Genomic DNA, 17,570 nt, shown 5'->3' with positions numbered 1-17,570 from the left:
CCTATAGCCACGTTGTTTTTTCTGCAAATGGTGTACGCTTTTTCGCGGAAGAGATTTCTTCTGCAGGGTAACCAATGCATAACGTCCCTACTAATTGCTCTCCATCCGATGCACCAATAAAATCATTTAATGCTGTATCATGCACTAAGCCAACACCGCGTGTACGCCAGACCATGCCTAAACCCAGCTGTTCGGCCATTAACCACATCGACATAATCGCACCGCTGACTGCAAAGGTATTATCTTTTGTTGCGCCTTCATCTCCTTCAACAATGGCAGATGTCACCACTATGACAAGTGGTGTTTTTGTGATGGCCTCCATTGAACTTTCCACTAAATGTGGTTTTGTTGGGAAACGTTTTTGTAAATAATCCAGTGCCACCTGCTCATAACGTTTTAAGCTGTCGCCCTGTAATACATAGAAATGCCAGGGCTCCCGCATACGGTCATTTGGGGCAAACGTTGCCGCTTCTAATAACGTCTCAATTTTGTCACGTTCCACTTCGCGCGTTTCAAATTGGCGAATCGCACGGCGCTTTTTTAAGGCATCTAACATAATTCATGCTCCTTTTCTATAAACCAGGAAATTTGATCCCTTACACTAACCACATCGCCAACTAAAATCATGGCTGGATTAGTGATACGATGGATTTGAATATCTTGTGCAATCGTGGAGAGATTGCCAGTAATCGTACGCTGATTTTTAGTTGTGCCCCATTCAATGACGGCAACAGGGGTTGTTTCACTTTTGCCATAGGTTATTAGGCTTTTCGATATATGCGCGATATTGCCTATGCTCATATAAAAGGCGACCGTATCAATTTGAGCAAGCGCGGACCAATTTAAAAAGTCCTGCTCCTTTTCTGGGCGGCCATGACCTGTAACAATCGCAAAGCTTGCAGCATGATCACGATGTGTCACAGGAATCCCTGCATAAGCAGGCGCGGCAATCCCGGCTGTAATACCAGGCACGATTTCAAACGGAATATCGGATTGCCGTAACATCGCGGCTTCTTCTGCACCACGTCCAAAGACAAATGGGTCACCGCCTTTTAAGCGAAGAACCTGCTTGCCAAGATTGGCTTGTTCCACTAGCACACGATGAATTTCATCTTGAATCAGTCCATGCCTGCCTGGTTCTTTTCCACAATAAATCAGCTCGGCGTCTGCTTTCGCATGTTTTAATAATTCAGCATTCACCAGTCGGTCATATAAAATCACATCTGCTTGCTGAATGCACTCAAGCCCGCGAATCGTCAATAGTTTTGGGTCACCAGGACCAGCTCCTACAATATATACAAATCCGCTCATACGAAATCACCACGGCGAACGACTGCTGGATTGATGAAATCAACACGTCCTTTTGCATCCGCACGGCTGAGTAATTGCCAATGCTGTGCCGCTTCTTCCACTGCATTATTTACCTCTTCGTCATTTGTAACAGCGAAAATCAGTGCTGCATCATCTAAATCAGCAGGTTCAAATGCTTTTTCTTTCCATGTTACAAGCCCTTCATTGATGTAATGCTGCAATTTCTCAGTTACTGCTGGGCTTATTACTGTCACTAGCGCCTTTGTTGGCAGCAGCGCTTCCGCCTTTTGACGTGCTACATGTCCGCCCCCAACAATAACAACCTTTTTGTAGTCAATATTCATTAATAGTGGGAAATAATCCATTGTTTACCTCCAAACATGCTGTCAGCCAATTTTCCACAAGCTGTGGATTCGAAGCAAAATGAAAGTGTGTATAACCAGCAACAATATTTTTATGTAGATAACCTTCCTGCTGAGCACGAAAACGGCCTTTACTAACATAAGCCGGAGATGTATGCTCCCCCTCATACGTTGAGTAATGGAACTCATGACCTTTTGCCTGCTCCTCTTCATTGATTAGAAAGTTACCTGGAACACCTGTAATTTCCCGGTATCCTAGTGCTGCTAATTTATCTTGCATCCGCACACGTCCTGGAATGATCCCGAGCATCGGAAATACCTGTCCTTGACGATTCCTAATTTCCTCTGTTAAATACATAAAACCGCCGCATTCCGCTAATGTTGGTAATCCTCGCATAATCGCGGCTCTTATTGATTGCTTCGTTTCCTCATTTTTCGCCAAGCTTTTAGCAAACTCTTCCGGGAAACCGCCGCCGATATACAGCCCCTGCGCTTTTTCTGGAACTTCCTCATTTTGTAATGGAGAGAAGTAATGCAATGTGGCACCATATGTACGGAGTAATTCTAGATTTTCTTCATAATAGAAGTTAAAGGCGGCATCCTTTGCAACGGCAATATGTACTTCTTGTTTTTGCGGCTGTGCATCAAAGATAGATTCAGCAACGTCCAATGGTTGTGTTTTTGTAATTTCCAGCAGTTGTTCAATATCCACTGTTTCTTCGATTGCTTCTGCAAGACTATCAAAATAGGAATCTAAATCACCACGTTCAATGGCTGGTACTAAACCCAGATGACGGCTTGGCATCATTGGGACAGCTCCTTTTGGCAAATAACCAATGACGGGAATTCCACATTCTTGTTCAATCGCTGCTTTGACAATTTCAAAATGGCTTTTACTTCCTAATTGATTGGCAATAACACCAACAATATTTGAATGTTCATCTAACAGTTGAAATCCTTTGACAATCGCAGCCGCACTTCTTGCCATACTTGCTGCATTGACAATTAAAATGACGGGACTTTTTGTAATCGCACTAATATGTGCAGCAGATCCTTCATTTGATAATGGCGATTTACCATCATAAAAGCCCATCACCCCTTCAATAATCGCTGCATCTGCATCTTGGCTCGCTCTTGCGACAATGGCACGGACAGTATCATGGGACATCATGAAACTATCAATATTCCGAGAAGGGCGTTTTGTGACAGCTGTATGATACGTTGGGTCAATATAGTCCGGTCCGCATTTAAAGCCCTGGACTGTTAATCCACGCTTCATAAGCGTACGCATGATGCCGATCGTGAATGTTGTTTTTCCAACACCGCTTCCTGTGCCGGCTAGAACAAATCGATTCATCGTACATCCTCCTCAAAGTTGACACGTGCGATGGATATCGTCACATTTCCGCTTTTCTTTTTCTCCAGCAGTAACTCTTTCGCATTCGCATAGCGCAATGCAGCCGGCTCACTTACTCCATATGCCCCTGTAAATTTAAAGACTGTTTCCGATGGGTTTTGCATCGGTATTTCATTTAGCTGGTCAGGTGTGTAAGTTACAAACGGCCAGTTATATTTAGCAGTTAATTCAAGCAGACCTGTTTCGTTTTTCTTTAAATCGATGGTCGCAACTGCTTTGACACTTTTTTTACTTAAACGAAGCTCCGCTAATGTTTCATCTATAACTTGTTCCATTTCTGTCATTGATGTACCACGATTACACCCAATGCCAAGTACAATTGATTTTGGGCGATACATCACTCCGTTCTCGAGCAAGACCTCTTCATGTGCCTCAATTAAGCGATCTGTAATAAGCAGTGCCGCTTGTGGCTTTGCCATGATCGCTTCCTCTATTGTTGGATAAATTTTTAAATTGTCCGGCATCGAGCGATCGTACATCCACCAATTTTTTTCGCCCGTTTCCTGCACGATCGCAACATGCTCTTCATTGACAACCGATGCACTAACAGGTGTTAATTTTTCTTCACTTTCCCACATCCACCCAAATTGGGCGCCAAATAAATCCACGGGAATCGTTTTTTGAACATCAGACGCGGTTGTGACAACAGGTGAAGCGCCAATCGCATGGGCAAACTCATGGGTTAAGGCATTGGCACCGCCAATATGACCTGATAAAACGCTGACGACATACTGGCCTTTATCATCCACCACTAACACGGCAGGATCTTTCTTTTTATCAATTAAAAGCGGAGCAATCATGCGAACAACAGCACCAAGGGAAATAATGCAAATAATTCCTTTATACTGCTGGAACAAAGCGGGCAATAATAGGCGAACCGTACCATCAAATAACTGAATTTGGCGCGCCTCTTCGTCCCCCTGTTCGAATTTCTTCATATAATATAGATCCGCATATGGGAATTTTTCCGTGTAGCTTCTTGCATGGGCCACCCCATGTTTTGTAATGGCAACAAGAGCATATGGTTTGCGTTTTTCGATTACAGGAATTTCCCCTTCACGTAAACTAATCATTCCCCTTCACACCTTTGCGGAAGCCGTGAGTAAAGGTTTTGTCATAAAGCTTCGAACGATAATTTTTTTCATGGATATGCGGGTCTAATGCCCAGCCAGCTAGAATCATTGCATGCTTACGAATGCCATTGACACGCATTGCTTCATTTAATTCAGCCAGTGTTGTTCGGACAATTTTTTGGTCTGGCCACGAAGCACGCTGTACAACCGCAACTGGTGTATCGTCTGCCCATCCCGCTGCCTGCAATTCCTTTATAATTTTCTTTGTTAATGTCGCACTTAAAAACATGGCAATCGTACAGTGATGGCTTGCCAGTGCCTGTAATTTTTCACGCTCTGGCACAGGTGTACGCCCTTCAGCCCGTGTTAAAATAAGCGTTTGGCTAAGATCAGGAATGGTCAGTTCTGCACCAACAGCGGCTGCAGATGCAAAAACAGAACTTACACCTGGCACCACTTCATAGCTAATCTCATGCTGCTTCAATAGAGCCACTTGCTCCATCGTTGCCCCGTACATCGCCGGGTCGCCTGTATGTAAACGTACAACCTTTTTGCCTGCATCGACACGCTCGACAATACAATCTACCATTTCTTGAAGATGCATCCCTGCTGTGCGGATAATTTCTGCCGACTCCTTCGCCTCCGCCACTAACGTTTCGCTTACGAGTGAATCAGTATACATCACAACATCCGCATCTTTTAATAGCTTTAAACCTTTCACCGTGATTAAATCCGGATCGCCCGGACCTGCTCCGATAATCCAAATTTTCTTCATTATTTGCGCACCACCATACATGACAAGTAATTTAATTCTGCACCCCGTAGTTCATTAATCTTCCAAATGACCTCTTCATCAGAGGTAACTTTTGTAACAACATGGGCATTTTCTAATAAATTCATTTCCTCTAATAGATCGAGCATTGCGTCTAAAACTTTTGCTACTTTGATAAAGACAATTGCATCGTGGTTTTCAATTACTCGGCGCATTTCTTCAATGTCCTCCGTAGCAGGAATCATAGCGACATGGTCATCACCATCAGCTAATGCAATCCCTAAGCGATTAACAGAACCATTAAACGACGAAATGCCTGCTACCGTTTCAATCGGAACATCAGGGTACATCGATTTCATTAAATTCATTAAATGTATAAATGTGCTAAACAGCATCGGATCCCCTTCAGTCACAAAAGCTACATCTTTTCCTTGAGCTAAATAGCTATAAATAGCTTCCACAGATTTTGTCCACTCAGTTCTTAGTGTATCTTCATCTTTAGTCATGGGGAAAACTAAACCAAGCATCTCTTTTTCTGCCGGGTTAATATACACTTCCACAATACGATGGGCATAAGATTTACTGCCCTTTAATTTTTTGGGATAAGCAATGACGGGGCTTTCCTGCAATCTTCGAAATGCTTTTACTGTGATTAATTCTGGATCTCCCGGCCCGACACCTAATCCAAATAAGGTTCCCATTTTCATGATTCTTTTCCTTTCTTTGCTGTCACAATATATATTGGATTTAACGGTTCAAAACGTGTTAAATTTAAGATTGGCTTACTTTTTGAAATTTGTGCCTGTAATATCGATACTTCACAGCCTAATAGTTTTAGATGCTGCAGCGCTTCTGCCAGATTTTCGATCGTTGCAATATTCATAACAAGGCGTCCATTTGGCTGTAAGCGTGAAATACATGTTTGCAATAAATGCTCCATATTCCCACCGTTACCGCCAATAAAAATCGCATGTGGATCTGGAAATTCATCCAGACGGTCAGGTGCCTTCCCCAGCACTGCAACAAAATCTGTACGATGTTTTAATTGATTTTCCAGGCAGTTTTCAAGGTCAGCATCATTTTTTTCAATGGCATACACTGCACCTTCCCGAGCCATTTTAGCTGCTTCAATCGCAACTGAACCTGTGCAGGTTCCTATATCCCAAACAATGCTATTTTCCTTAATCCCTAACTCTTGCAGACAAAGTGTCCGAATTTCTCTTTTCGTAATCAATCCTTTATCTGGCTTTCGCTGAAGAAATGCCTCATCAGGAATTCCAAGAGAAGAACGTTCCACTACCTTACGCTGTTTTAAAATCACAACATTCAATGGAAAAAAGGAGGTTTGCTCCATTTCGTCCAATGTGAAACAACGGCAGCGCTCGTTTTCACCTTGTAGATTTTCAGCAACGAAGGCATCATATTCTGTCATGCCGAATTGCTTTAAATACTTTGCAATTGCCTGCGGAGAATTCGTTTCATCAGTTAAAATAGCAATTTTTTTACGTCCATCAATTCTTTGCGCAAACCCTTTAATAGAACGGCCGTGCAAGCTGACAATATACGCATCCTGCCAGCTTTCCTGCATTTTAGAAAAAGCAAGCTGTACCGAGCTGGTATAAGGATAAATCTCTAATGAAAGCTTCTTCGCAAGTAAACTGCCAAGTCCATAAAACAGTGGGTCACCAGACACTAAAATAACGGCATTCCGCGTTTCTTGCTGTAATTCAGCCATTAACGCTGACAAACCACCTTTGATTACTCTTTTCTCTTTTTTATACTCCGGGAAAAATTTCAAATGACGCTCCCCGCCTACAAGCACATCACATTCATTGATCCACTCAGCATATTGGGGGAGCAATCCTTCCGCGCCATTATCCCCTATACCAATCATCTTCATCCAATTTGTCAATGTTCTCAGCCTTTCCTAAACAGTCTCCATTCATGGCATACAATGTTGTCGATACTTTCATGTCAGTATCCATATGATTCAGTGCATAGTAGCAGCAGTTTTTGCAAAGTGCTGCAAAGAATGCCTCGTTTCCCTGAAGCATTTCACCAACCTGTGAAGCTGTATTCGCCTGTAAAATTTCTCGCTGTGCCCCCTCATCAACACCCACTTTATTGGCAATGCCTGCTAAAAACTCAAAGCTTATCGGTGCGCTTTTTGAGTGAACCATCATAACGCCTTGGGCAACTTTTGAGAACTTCCCCATCATCCCTACCAATGAGACTCTCGGAATCTTCTTTCGCGCAATATTTTTTAACGTAAAACCGACAAAATCGCCCATTTCAATAAATGCTTCTTCTGGTAAATGAGGATACTGCTGCATAGCATATTTTTCACTGCGTCCACCCGTTGTAATGACTAAATGATCACATCCTGATTCTTTTGCTACATTGATCGCTTGTACGATACTTGCCATATAAGCAGAACTTGAAAACGGAACAACTGTTCCTCGTGTGCCTAATATCGAAATTCCGCCTATAATGCCTAAACGCCCATTCAATGTTTTTTCAGCAATTTCTTCACCATCTGGTACGGAAATGACCACTTCAATTCCACAATCCAATTTATATTTTTCAATTGCTTCTTGTACAACACCACATATCATTTTACGCGGTACAGGGTTTATCGCTGCTTGACCCACTGGTACTGGTAGTCCCGCTTTTGTCACACGCCCTACACCAACCCCGCCATCTAAATGGATGCCTTTTTCTTTGGAATAACAAACGGTACTCTGAATTCGTGCTTGATGCGTAGCATCAGGGTCGTCACCGGCATCTTTAATCGTTTCACACATTACTCTGCTATCTGACACTTCAAATGCGGTTACTTTAAATGTTGCATACTGTCCAACGGGTAAATAAATCGTGACTTCATCTGGTACCTTTCCCACGACAAGAGCTTGCAGTGCTGCCTTTGTCATCGCTGTTGCACAAGCTCCTGTCGTGTAGCCGTGGCGCATTTGTGAAGGATCTTTTTTATTTCGTTTCTTTTGCTCGTTCATCCGCCATAATCGAAATGGCATTAAGTGCAGCGACCGTCACTGTACTGCCACCCTTTCTCCCTGCGTTCGTAATAAATGGAATCCCTTCCAGCACTGCTAACTCCGCTTTCGACTCTGCTGCTGATACAAAGCCGACTGGCATTCCAATAATTAAATCCGGTTTTGCCACACCGTCTTTTATTAAACGAATTAACTCCAGCAGCGCGGTTGGCGCATTGCCAATGGCATAAATTCCTCCTTCATGTAAACGCGTTGCTTTTTGCATGGAAATAATAGCCCGTGTTGTTCCTTGAGCCTTTGCTTCCTTTGAGACATCCTCATCCGCAATATAACAATGCAAGTCCCCGCCATGCTTTTGGAATCGTTTCCGACCTGAACCACTTTCAATCATTTGTACATCCGCCACTACATGACGGCCCGCTAAAATGGATTGAATCCCTGCCTCAATGGCATCAGGTGTAAAAATCATGCTGCGGCCTAACTCAAAATCTGCTGAAGCATGAATCACCCGCCGAACAACTAGCCATTGTTCATCTGTAAATAAATGTTCGCCCATTTCTTCTTTTATAATGGCGAAACTGTGATCATAAATCTTGTCTGGATCGACCGTTACAGGAATAAATTTTGTATTAAAGTTCATGTTTGCCATGAATAAAACCTCCCAATAGTTGAGTTACTTCTTCGAAAGAAGTACCAAAATTTTCATATTCTATCGCTGGCCGCTTAATTAAAATTACAGGAATCCCTAATTGCAGAGCAGCTGTCATTTTTTCATCTACAGAGCCTACTTTGCCACTTTCTTTTGTAATCATTAGAGTCACATTATATTGCTCACATAGTGCTTTATTTAAAGATTCCGAAAATGGTCCCTGGATCGCAATAATGTCCTTTTGTCTGATACCTAAACTATTGCACTTTTCCATGTTCCCTATATTTGGAAGCATTCTGCAAATAAGCCGGATTTCATCACGTATTAAATATTTGGTGAATATCTCCAACGTTTTGCTGCCTGTTGTCAGCATGATCGTCCCTTTATGAGATTGAGCTAATTTTGCTGCTTCTTCATAACTTTCAACTTCTGTTATTAGTGGAGAAATAAACTGTTCTTCTGGCCTTTCATAACGAATATAGGGAATATCACATGCTTGTGCTGCTGCCATTGCGGTTTTCGACGCTTCTTCCGCATATGGATGGCTGGCATCGATGACACAGGTCATCTTTTGCTTCTGAATTAGCGCCATCATGTCATCAACTGATAACCGCCCGACTTGATAAGGAATATTGTGGGCATTTAAACTTTCGGCTGCAGATACTGTGACAACTGTTGCTAATAAAGGATAGCCTTGATTTTGCAATTGAATGGCTAATGCTCTCGCATCACTTGTGCCTGCTAAAAATAAAATCATGTCTTCCTCCTAATCTCCACATGGTGCCGGCTCGACTTCAATTTTTGAGCTCATATCCTGATAGTTAAAATACTGAATTTTTTTCACTCTTTTAAAATATTTAAAAAGGCGTTCGTTTGGATGAGCATTTTGTTTGTACTCTTCTATAATTTTCGTTAATAACGGCAGCAGCTGATCTGGTTCAATTCCTTCTGCTGCTGGCTGTGCTGCATGGGCTGTACGGCCAACCGGCTTTGCGCCAATGAATAAATCAAATTTTTTCTTGCGGTAAACGATCCCGATATCATCGAATACTGCCCGATAACAGGCCATACCACAGCCGTTGAAACCAATATGTAATTCTTTTGGAAGCTTTAAGCCCCCTAATTTTGCTGCTATTTCTTCTGCGTATGGAATCGATTCTGCTTTTTCACCGTAGCAAAAATCACAAGCTTTTAAATTTAATACATCGCCCACAGGCATGACAATTAAATGATTTTGTTCAAGTTTTTCAACAATCGATTCAGGCTGGTCTGTTGGAATCTTAAGTAAAAAACGATGGTCTGGTGTATATTCCATGGTGCCTGTCTCGCCAATGGTTTCTGCCAATAAGCGCATTTGATCTGGCTTAATAAATTTATTAGCAACACCAGGTGAAACTGCAAATTCAAATATATTTTCGATCGGCTGGTGAACCAAATTCGGATGTTCTATTTCCGATTTTGACACCATAAATAAAGCCTTTAAGGCCAAATCTACTGAGCTTACTTCCTGTTTTTTTCTTTCAATTTGCTCATAACCGGCTTGCGCTTCCCCTGTTTCTTGATTTAATGCCCATGGTTCGGCTTCCTTTTTCAAACGCTGATGTGGTTTTAAGCTTTGCTTTTCTTCACCTAACGTATATTTACGCTGATAACCTCGAGGGGTAATGATTTTATTGTTATAAAAGAAAGTAGAAGAATTCCCGATAATAACCGTTGTCAGCATTCCGATATCATGTTCAAGCATTTCAGCCAGTGTTGTCAGCACTACATTTTGATTTTCACGATAAGCACTTTTCACAAGTCCCACCGGTGTTTCAGGCGAACGATATTTTAATAGAATATTTTGCGCCTCTACAATTTGGCGTGTCCGTCTACCGCTTTTCGGATTATATAAAGCTATAACGAAATCCGCCATCGCAGCTGCTTCAATACGCTTTTCTATTACAGTCCAAGGCGTCAAATGATCACTTAGACTGATCGTGCAGGAATCATGCATGACTGGCGCACCCAATAAACTCGCACAAGAATTAATGGCTGAAATACCTGGAACAATTTCTACTGCAATTCCTTCTTTTTCAGTCCACCCCTTTTCAATCAGCACTTCATACACTAATCCAGCCATACCATAAACGCCTGAATCTCCGCTGGAAATGACTGAGACAATATGGCCTGCTTCAGCTTTCTTAACTGCATCCTGTGCACGTGACACTTCTTCTGTCATTCCCGTACTGACAATGGATTTTGCTGTCACAAAAGGTTCAATTAGCTCCACGTATGTTTTATAGCCAATAATACAATCACTTTGCTGCAATGCAACTACAGCTCGATTTGTAATATGCTCACGATCACCGGGACCAAAGCCAACAACAAAAATTTTTCCCTTTTTCATAAACTTACCTCCAAATAAAAAATGCCTGCACTCCTTTTAAAAGGAATACAGGCATGTGAAATGGCAGTATAAAAAAAGCATACTGAAACACAAAAAACAATAGGTATCATTGTCCCGCCTATACTTCTCCCTCCGAAAAGCAAGTGTCGTTTAAATAAGCAGGTTTCCTGACTTAAGCTTCTTTTTACTCTTACACCTTCCCAATTTCTCAGTGGCATTGTAATTTCATCAGCTCTTACAGTAGCGGGGGCTGTACTAGACTTTCACTAGTTTCCCTTTTACCTCACAATAGTGAGCACTTATTTAAAGTATTTATTAAATTTTTTTATAACTATACCATATAATCTCGAAAGTTAACATACTATTTTTTTTTTTGAAAATTTAATATAATCTCCTTCTTAGGTTGAAATAGTGCTTTTAAAAAATTATCCATCGATAAAACCGGATTACTCAGATGATCTACATAATGTGTAGACAATAGAATTGATAGGTAAAAAAAAGAGCTCTGACACAATAAAATTGTCAGAGCGTTTTTAATTAATTCGTAGTATTTATTTCATGTATTTGTCTCTTAGAGCGAAAGCTTATAAAAATAAATGAAGTGACTAAGAAAATGAAAAGAATGATTCCCACGATTTCGAAATCTAGTTCTGCCCAAGGGTTAAAGAAAGTAAATGCCAGATAGAAGGAAACTCCGTATGCTAAGAAGACAATCACCCAACCCATTAGTCTTGACGCAGCTTGACCGATTTTGCTGGACTGATTCACCATTTTATAAACAATCATGGAATCAATTGTATCTGTAATCATCATGCCAAACATAAAAACTAATCCTAAAAATAAAGGTGTGTATTTACCAGAGTTACTTGCTGCCATGGACCAGACAGCTGTTTGACTTACCGTTTCTGCAGCTAAGGCAAACAAAGCCCCTACTAAAATGATAAGAAAGGGATTTGTTGTTCCCTTCGCAACTTTCGGAATAAACTTTCCCTTTAATCCACTAAGTTGAAATTCTTCCTTATTATTTTTAGTGCGTAACAGATTGTAAGTATTTAAAGTGCCAATGAGGAATAAAGAAATAATGGATACCCATGATGCAAAATTATCAAAATAAGCTGGGAATGAAAAATTCTTTATCACCATTCCCAAAATCCCCGCCGTCAACGCTACCATTCCTCCATGACCAAATGAAAATAACGTACCAACCCAACGTGCAAATGGACTTCCCATTCTCCAGTTATAACGGGTTTGTCCATCAATAAAGGCAAGATGATCCGCATCTAACCCATGTCGAAGTCCCAATACAAAAACAAGTAAAAACAGTGATACAGTTTCCATTAAAAATTCCTCCCCTTTATAAACAAAATACAACATAAAAAATCCTCAACCTTTGACAGATTGAGGATTTATGGGTACGTGCAAATAGACGACAAACTGGCAGAATACAATTGTCGTTTCATCTTCGTACACCTCTCCTTTCCGCGAAGGCTGTTTTGGTGTTACAACCTAGGTAGGTCTCCTGGCTTTTGAATCATCACGCTCTATCGTCTTCCCCAACTACATAGTTGAGTGACACAATGATAGAAAGCTCCTCAATTACAGTGGCGGGACCACTCGGGATTTTCACCCGATTCCCTGTTACCCCATGTTTTCACACGGGCACCTAGTTTGCTTATAATTTAATGTTCTAACTTTATTATACTTGTAATCTTTAACATCTACCATCTAAATTTTTTCTAATGTATTTATATGAAGTTACATTATCCAAAAATGGAAAATTTTTCTTGTTCAACATGCCTGCCCAGATAGTTGATGAGGCTCTCCGTTTCGATTTCGAAAACCCTGTCAATAATCCCTTTAAGAGTATTTCACAAAATACTTTTACGCTTCATATGAGAAATTCTTACTAAAAATCAGCATAATTAAATGGTATTTCAAATGAATTAAAAGGAGATAAAGGAATGACAAAAATCAATTTAAATGAACAGAAATGGTTTCAAATAGCAAAGAGGTGAAAATTTTATTTCGCATTGACGGAAAATAGACCACTCTTTATAATAAATGTAAATTCACAAATTGTATACAATATACCATTAGAAAATGAACAATCCATTTTAAAGGGAGAGGATCCTTCATTGAGAAGTAACTTTATACTGGGAATGTGTCTTTTATTTTTGGTCCAATATTTTGTTCATTTTCAGACATTCCAATATATTTTGGCGATTATGGCAACCCTTGCTTTTCTGGCTAGTGTACCGCTGGCAAAGAAGGTCCCGCGATTCTTTAGTGTTCTTATGTTTGCTGCCGGTCTCGCATTAACCTACGCGAAAGGGCAAGGAATCGGTGCAGCTGCCGAAGGGATTACATCCAACCTTTCTTTGCTTACCCTCCTAGTGCTTGTGCCTTTATTATCGATACCGCTGAAAATGGGTGGTTTTTTTGACTCTATCTTGCTGTATCTTAATCGATACCAAAACCATCCTCGGAAAATGTTTATGGGGATTACAACCGTTCTGTTTTTTCTCGGTCCTATATTGAATATCGGGGCTATTCGCATTATTGATGAATTAATAAAGGGGTTGCGTTTGAAGCCCACTTTTCTGTCCAAAGCATACCTTATCGGATTTTCTACGACCATTTTATGGTCACCCTATTACGCTGCAGTAGGTGTCACTTTATTGTATCTGCACGTTTCTGTTAAAGACTATATGTCTTATGGAGTTGGTTTTGCTGTTTTATTTTTATTGATCGGCAATTTCATGTTTGGGGTCTGGGCAAAAAAACATAATCTCGATGTAGAAGGGGGTCATCGGGAAGTCATTACGCCGGACCACCGTAAAAAGATAAAGATTTTGGTCTATATGATCCTTTCCATCATGGTCGTAACGATAGCAACAGAATCCATCACTCATTGGTCGATGCTTGTCATCGTCAGCCTGTTATCGATTCTTTTTCCCGGCATCTGGGGGCTATTTTCTAAACAGTGGGATTCGTTGAAGCATCATTTTGTGGATTACCGGGACAAAGCCGTTCCCATCATGAATAATGAAATTATCATGTATATTAGTGCCGGATTCTTCGGACAATCACTCAAAGGTACCGTCTTTGGACAGGGGATTAATGTTTTCATGACTCATGTCGCGCAGAAATCTTTCTTACTTTTTGCTTTATTTATTCTCATCACCATGATTTGTGTGACGTTTGTAGGGATCCATCAGTTGGTTGTGGTGACTGTCTTGGCTACCCAAATGGATCCGGAGATGATTGGCACGTCCAAAGAAATTCTCGCGATGGTCATAATGATTGCTTGGTCTGCTTCCTCCGTATTGAGTCCCGTAAATCCAATCAATCTTTTGGTCAGCACTTTGGTGAAAAAATCCAGTATTGGTGTCGGATTAAAAGACAATGGGTCCTATTTGCTTATCGTTTGCATGCTAGGAATTGTGATCATTAATCTTCTTAATTACTTATAAGCTAATGTACAATTTAGTGGAGAAATGCTTAGTTTCCTTCCCTTGTTAGTAGATTCCTTCTTAATACAGATAGGTAAGGGTTTGAAGTAATCGCTCCCTTTTGTCGGGTAGGAGGGCAACCTCTCAGTCACCGTCCCCCCTAAGAACCGTACGTGTTAGTTTCCCAACATACGGCTCAAGCATGCCTTTATCCAAGTTTTAGCTAGATTAGTCCTGATAATTTCTTTCCTTTGATATATCTCTTAATGCTTCTAAGTTGAATGTCATTTGGAGTTTCTCCCTTTGCAGGGAATACCTTATGGTATTCCAGGTGACAAGAAATGTGGACTAATTCTAGATTTTTATATTCATTACTTCCGCCTTTAACTCTAGGGATTTTGTGATGTGTTTCTAATCCTTCAGCACCATCTGTTATTGAATGGCTGCATAGCGGACATTTGTTTTTTTGCTTCTTAGCTAACTTCTGCCTATAAGCCACATTATTTTTATCGAACTCTTTAATATCACGTTTCTCAAAGTATCCTTTGAGGTTTTTGTTAAAAGGACTGTAGTCATATTTGATTTGTACATGCCTTACAATTGGTGTCCATGACATCCTTTTGAGTTGGTTATTGGTTATTGGATCAGTTAGTATCCAATTATTCTTACTTTGACCAGTTTTGTCAGGTTTGTAATACTTCTGACTAATCCATCGCCCACTCTTTTTCGGGTGCAGCCTTCTTAGAAACTTATATTGTATTTTTCAAATATGAGAATCCATTTCGGAAAACACTTCTTTGGCGACACTTGGACTCCAATAATTTGCCGTACCTATAATTATTGGATTTAGGGTACTGACAAGAACTTGTACATTTTTTCCATAGAATTGTCTTGTTTTATCGGTTATTTTCTTTTTAGTAACTCTGATGCTATCCTTAGAAGGTTTGATAAGAACTTTGCTCCCATTGTGAGTTTTGTATTTTCTTATATTAAAACCTAAGAAATCAAACCCATTTTCGATATGAGTTACTTTTGTCTTTTCAAATGCTAACTCTAAACCTCTTTTTACTAGATAGGGTTTTAGCTTGTTATATAAATTGTTAGCCTCTGCCTCAGATTCACACATGATGACGAAGTCATCTGCATACTTTGCCACTGCATACTTAGTCTGATTAACAAAATATAGCTTAGTTTTTCTCTTTTCTTCTCTATAACTAATATTGAGCAGACTTTCTAAACCATGTAATGCAATATTAGCTAGAAGAGGTGAGATAATCCCCCCTTGCGGGGTGCCATTTTCTGATATATGAAATACCGTGTTGTCCACAAAGCCTGCTTTTAACCACTTGTCTACTACATTAAAGGCTGGGAAGCCCTTTATTTGTTCAAGGATATAGTCGTGATTTAGGTTATCGAAACAACCTTTGAAGTCCCCTTCGAAAATCCATTGCTTTTTGTTTCCAATAGTATTGAAGATTCTTTCAATTGCATCGTGACAATTCCTTTTTGGTCTGAACCCATATGTTGTTGGTTCAAATTTGGCTTCCCACTGTGGTTCAAGTGCTAATTTAGCAATATTTTGATAGACTCTATCTTTTATGGTTGGTATCCCTAATGGTCTAAGTTTACCGTTCTTTTTTTCGATATATGTCCGATAAGTTGGCTTAGGTCTATGACGAAAAATGTCCATATCCTTCATATTATAGTAGAGTTCTATTCTCTCATACGGAGTTAAGGCTTTATATCCATCAACTCCCGCTGTACGTTTCCCTTTGTTAATTTGGGTAACTCTGCGAACTGAGAGCAGTAATGCGGCTTGGCTTCTCATTAGTAGCCTTTGCATTTCCCTTACTTTGCGGATTTTTCCAAAACGTTCGGCATGGTATATTCGTTGTTGGAATTTCTCTACATACTGACTAATGTTTATCCAATTAATATTATCCCAGTCAGTAATGTCTGGTAATGCGGACTTCTTAATTGAAGTATTCATCGACTTTTACCATCCTTTGAATTGTTCTTTAACGCTTTATCCCATGTTGCACACCTATTGGAATTCTGCACCCTTTCGGGTTATGTAAAATGACATTATCCACCCAGTTATTTCCGATTCCTGTTGTCTTTCGACTTGTTGGCATTTGCTTTTTCCAATCTCCTATATCCCCTTGGGGAATTGGGCATCGCTTACGCTAAGCTTACCTAAGTTTTAGGACCCCAATTGGACTTATCAAGTTCAACTTCTGTCAGATGCGAGTAGGTTAGGTTCCTCCAATACACCGATAGGTCTGTGGGTTGCATTGAAAGTATTTAAGGGGATAATACTTTCCCTACCTATAAAACGCTAGTATACCTGTGTCTTACCTAACGACTGTGGTGACGATGCTTATAAAGGTTCACTTATCGTTAACCGTACTACTCTTTCCCTAGCCTCCATCTGCTTAGACACTAGCATTTGGTTTGGCATCTCCTCTTGCAACCCACATAACGATTACTCATAATGCAGTTTCGGAAGGGAATATCCTATGCAACTTAGATAGTCTCGAAGAGACACTGACTTTGTGCGGAAGAAGTTGCTTCTTGTCGCACCCCCCTGTTCACACCGTACGTGAAACTTTCGAATCATACGGCGTTCCAACTAATCCAATTTATTCGTTCTATGTATTAAGCAGACGAGTGCTGTTTTTCCAAAGTTAGATTATTTCATTTAGACATTTTAATCGTAGCTCATTTATTTTTTCTTTCTGCTTACTAGTAAGCTTTAAAGATTGTAAAAGAGTTTCTATTTTGACATTATCTTTTAGATGAATTAATTGATGAATTGCTTTATGAACAATAATCAAATTTGAATAACTATCGTCTTTCGAAAGATAATAAGGGTTTATGTGATGACAATGCCATTCATGTATCCCTAACTCTTCTCCTAATATGGCACACTTACCATACTGGGCTATAAATTTACTGATTCTATTGTCGTTATATTCAATGGATCTGTTTGGAATGTAATTTCTCATGATGTAAGAAAGCGTATTTTTATCAATAGCCTTGAGGCTATTATGAATCTTTGCTCTACCTTCGGCAGTAAAGTTACATATTACTTGGGAGAATCCAAGTGTCTTTTGTAAGCCCGTATTCAAACA

The 17,570-nt window shown here is 40.2% G+C and carries 17 protein-coding genes and 2 riboswitches; of the genes, 1 reads left to right on the top strand and 16 read right to left on the bottom strand.

The features are described from left to right. Nucleotide 1 precedes the first annotated feature (1 nt). The 13 genes from COJ96_RS13630 to COJ96_RS13570 all read right to left on the bottom strand — a co-directional run bounded on the left by COJ96_RS13630 (nucleotide 2) and on the right by COJ96_RS13570 (nucleotide 12,322). Nucleotides 2-556, bottom strand: coding sequence for a nitroreductase family protein (locus COJ96_RS13630; RefSeq protein WP_098574123.1), 555 nt, complete (start codon nucleotides 554-556; stop codon nucleotides 2-4). After that, on the bottom strand, nucleotides 550-1,311 hold the full coding sequence (cobA, locus tag COJ96_RS13625) for a uroporphyrinogen-III C-methyltransferase (RefSeq protein WP_098574121.1): 762 nt from the start codon (nucleotides 1,309-1,311) through the stop codon (nucleotides 550-552). Before cobA ends, COJ96_RS13630 begins: the two co-directional genes overlap by 7 nt. After that, nucleotides 1,308-1,676 carry a precorrin-2 dehydrogenase/sirohydrochlorin ferrochelatase family protein gene (locus COJ96_RS13620; RefSeq protein ID WP_257148518.1) on the bottom strand — a complete coding sequence of 123 codons (369 nt, stop codon included), beginning with the start codon at nucleotides 1,674-1,676 and terminating at the stop codon, nucleotides 1,308-1,310. Before COJ96_RS13620 ends, cobA begins: the two co-directional genes overlap by 4 nt. After that, nucleotides 1,645-3,030, bottom strand: coding sequence for a cobyrinic acid a,c-diamide synthase CobB (locus COJ96_RS13615; RefSeq protein ID WP_098574119.1), 1,386 nt, complete (start codon nucleotides 3,028-3,030; stop codon nucleotides 1,645-1,647). Before COJ96_RS13615 ends, COJ96_RS13620 begins: the two co-directional genes overlap by 32 nt. Next, the gene (locus COJ96_RS13610; protein WP_098574117.1) at nucleotides 3,027-4,163 is read right to left on the bottom strand and encodes a cobalt-precorrin 5A hydrolase; all 1,137 of its coding nucleotides are present in this window, start codon (nucleotides 4,161-4,163) and stop codon (nucleotides 3,027-3,029) included. The genes COJ96_RS13615 and COJ96_RS13610 overlap by 4 nt, the downstream gene beginning before the upstream one ends. Next, nucleotides 4,156-4,938 carry a precorrin-4 C(11)-methyltransferase gene (gene cobM, locus COJ96_RS13605; protein ID WP_098574115.1) on the bottom strand — a complete coding sequence of 261 codons (783 nt, stop codon included), beginning with the start codon at nucleotides 4,936-4,938 and terminating at the stop codon, nucleotides 4,156-4,158. The genes COJ96_RS13610 and cobM overlap by 8 nt, the downstream gene beginning before the upstream one ends. Beyond that, complete coding sequence (cobI, locus tag COJ96_RS13600) at nucleotides 4,938-5,642, bottom strand: precorrin-2 C(20)-methyltransferase (protein WP_098574113.1); 705 nt, start codon at nucleotides 5,640-5,642, stop codon at nucleotides 4,938-4,940. Before cobI ends, cobM begins: the two co-directional genes overlap by 1 nt. Next, on the bottom strand, nucleotides 5,639-6,835 hold the full coding sequence (gene cbiE / locus COJ96_RS13595) for a precorrin-6y C5,15-methyltransferase (decarboxylating) subunit CbiE (protein WP_098574198.1): 1,197 nt from the start codon (nucleotides 6,833-6,835) through the stop codon (nucleotides 5,639-5,641). Before cbiE ends, cobI begins: the two co-directional genes overlap by 4 nt. Next, nucleotides 6,810-7,946, bottom strand: a complete 1,137-nt coding sequence (locus COJ96_RS13590; RefSeq protein ID WP_098574111.1) for a cobalt-precorrin-5B (C(1))-methyltransferase — start codon at nucleotides 7,944-7,946, stop codon at nucleotides 6,810-6,812. Before COJ96_RS13590 ends, cbiE begins: the two co-directional genes overlap by 26 nt. After that, nucleotides 7,921-8,595, bottom strand: a complete 675-nt coding sequence (locus COJ96_RS13585; RefSeq protein ID WP_098574109.1) for a precorrin-8X methylmutase — start codon at nucleotides 8,593-8,595, stop codon at nucleotides 7,921-7,923. The genes COJ96_RS13590 and COJ96_RS13585 overlap by 26 nt, the downstream gene beginning before the upstream one ends. Then, nucleotides 8,576-9,352: a precorrin-6A reductase gene (cobK, locus tag COJ96_RS13580; protein ID WP_098574107.1), complete on the bottom strand. Its 777-nt coding sequence runs from the start codon at nucleotides 9,350-9,352 to the stop codon at nucleotides 8,576-8,578. Before cobK ends, COJ96_RS13585 begins: the two co-directional genes overlap by 20 nt. A gap of 9 nt (nucleotides 9,353-9,361) precedes the next feature. Continuing rightward, a complete protein-coding gene (gene cobJ, locus COJ96_RS13575) occupies nucleotides 9,362-10,984 on the bottom strand; it encodes a precorrin-3B C(17)-methyltransferase (RefSeq protein ID WP_098574105.1) in 1,623 nt (540 codons plus the stop codon). A gap of 140 nt (nucleotides 10,985-11,124) precedes the next feature. Further along, nucleotides 11,125-11,302, bottom strand: a riboswitch (cobalamin riboswitch). A 219-nt stretch (nucleotides 11,303-11,521) separates the two neighbouring features. Further along, the gene (locus COJ96_RS13570) at nucleotides 11,522-12,322 is read right to left on the bottom strand and encodes a HoxN/HupN/NixA family nickel/cobalt transporter (protein ID WP_098574103.1); all 801 of its coding nucleotides are present in this window, start codon (nucleotides 12,320-12,322) and stop codon (nucleotides 11,522-11,524) included. A 154-nt stretch (nucleotides 12,323-12,476) separates the two neighbouring features. Continuing rightward, nucleotides 12,477-12,666: riboswitch (cobalamin riboswitch) on the bottom strand. Nucleotides 12,667-13,119: 453 nt separating this feature from the next. Here COJ96_RS13570 and COJ96_RS13565 point away from each other — a divergent pair. After that, nucleotides 13,120-14,457, top strand: a complete 1,338-nt coding sequence (locus COJ96_RS13565) for a hypothetical protein (RefSeq protein ID WP_180230114.1) — start codon at nucleotides 13,120-13,122, stop codon at nucleotides 14,455-14,457. A 202-nt stretch (nucleotides 14,458-14,659) separates the two neighbouring features. On the opposite strand, the gene COJ96_RS29230 is transcribed toward COJ96_RS13565, so the two are convergent. The 3 genes from COJ96_RS29230 to COJ96_RS13555 form a co-directional block, all read right to left on the bottom strand. Next, nucleotides 14,660-15,052: an HNH endonuclease gene (locus tag COJ96_RS29230; protein WP_257148517.1), complete on the bottom strand. Its 393-nt coding sequence runs from the start codon at nucleotides 15,050-15,052 to the stop codon at nucleotides 14,660-14,662. 147 nt (nucleotides 15,053-15,199) lie between these two features. After that, nucleotides 15,200-16,426 (bottom strand): group II intron reverse transcriptase/maturase, encoded by a 1,227-nt coding sequence (gene ltrA, locus COJ96_RS13560; RefSeq protein WP_257148516.1) that lies wholly within the window; start codon nucleotides 16,424-16,426, stop codon nucleotides 15,200-15,202. 697 nt (nucleotides 16,427-17,123) lie between these two features. Further along, nucleotides 17,124-17,570 (bottom strand): HNH endonuclease signature motif containing protein (locus COJ96_RS13555; RefSeq protein WP_218936512.1); only part of this gene is annotated, 447 nt, incomplete at its 5' end.

This window comes from Bacillus sp. AFS073361 (genome assembly GCF_002567005.1).
Taxonomy (GTDB): Bacteria; Bacillota; Bacilli; order Bacillales; family Cytobacillaceae; genus Neobacillus.
The sequence above is the reverse complement of the archived record's forward strand: the minus strand, read 5'-3'. Positions and strand labels throughout refer to the sequence as shown.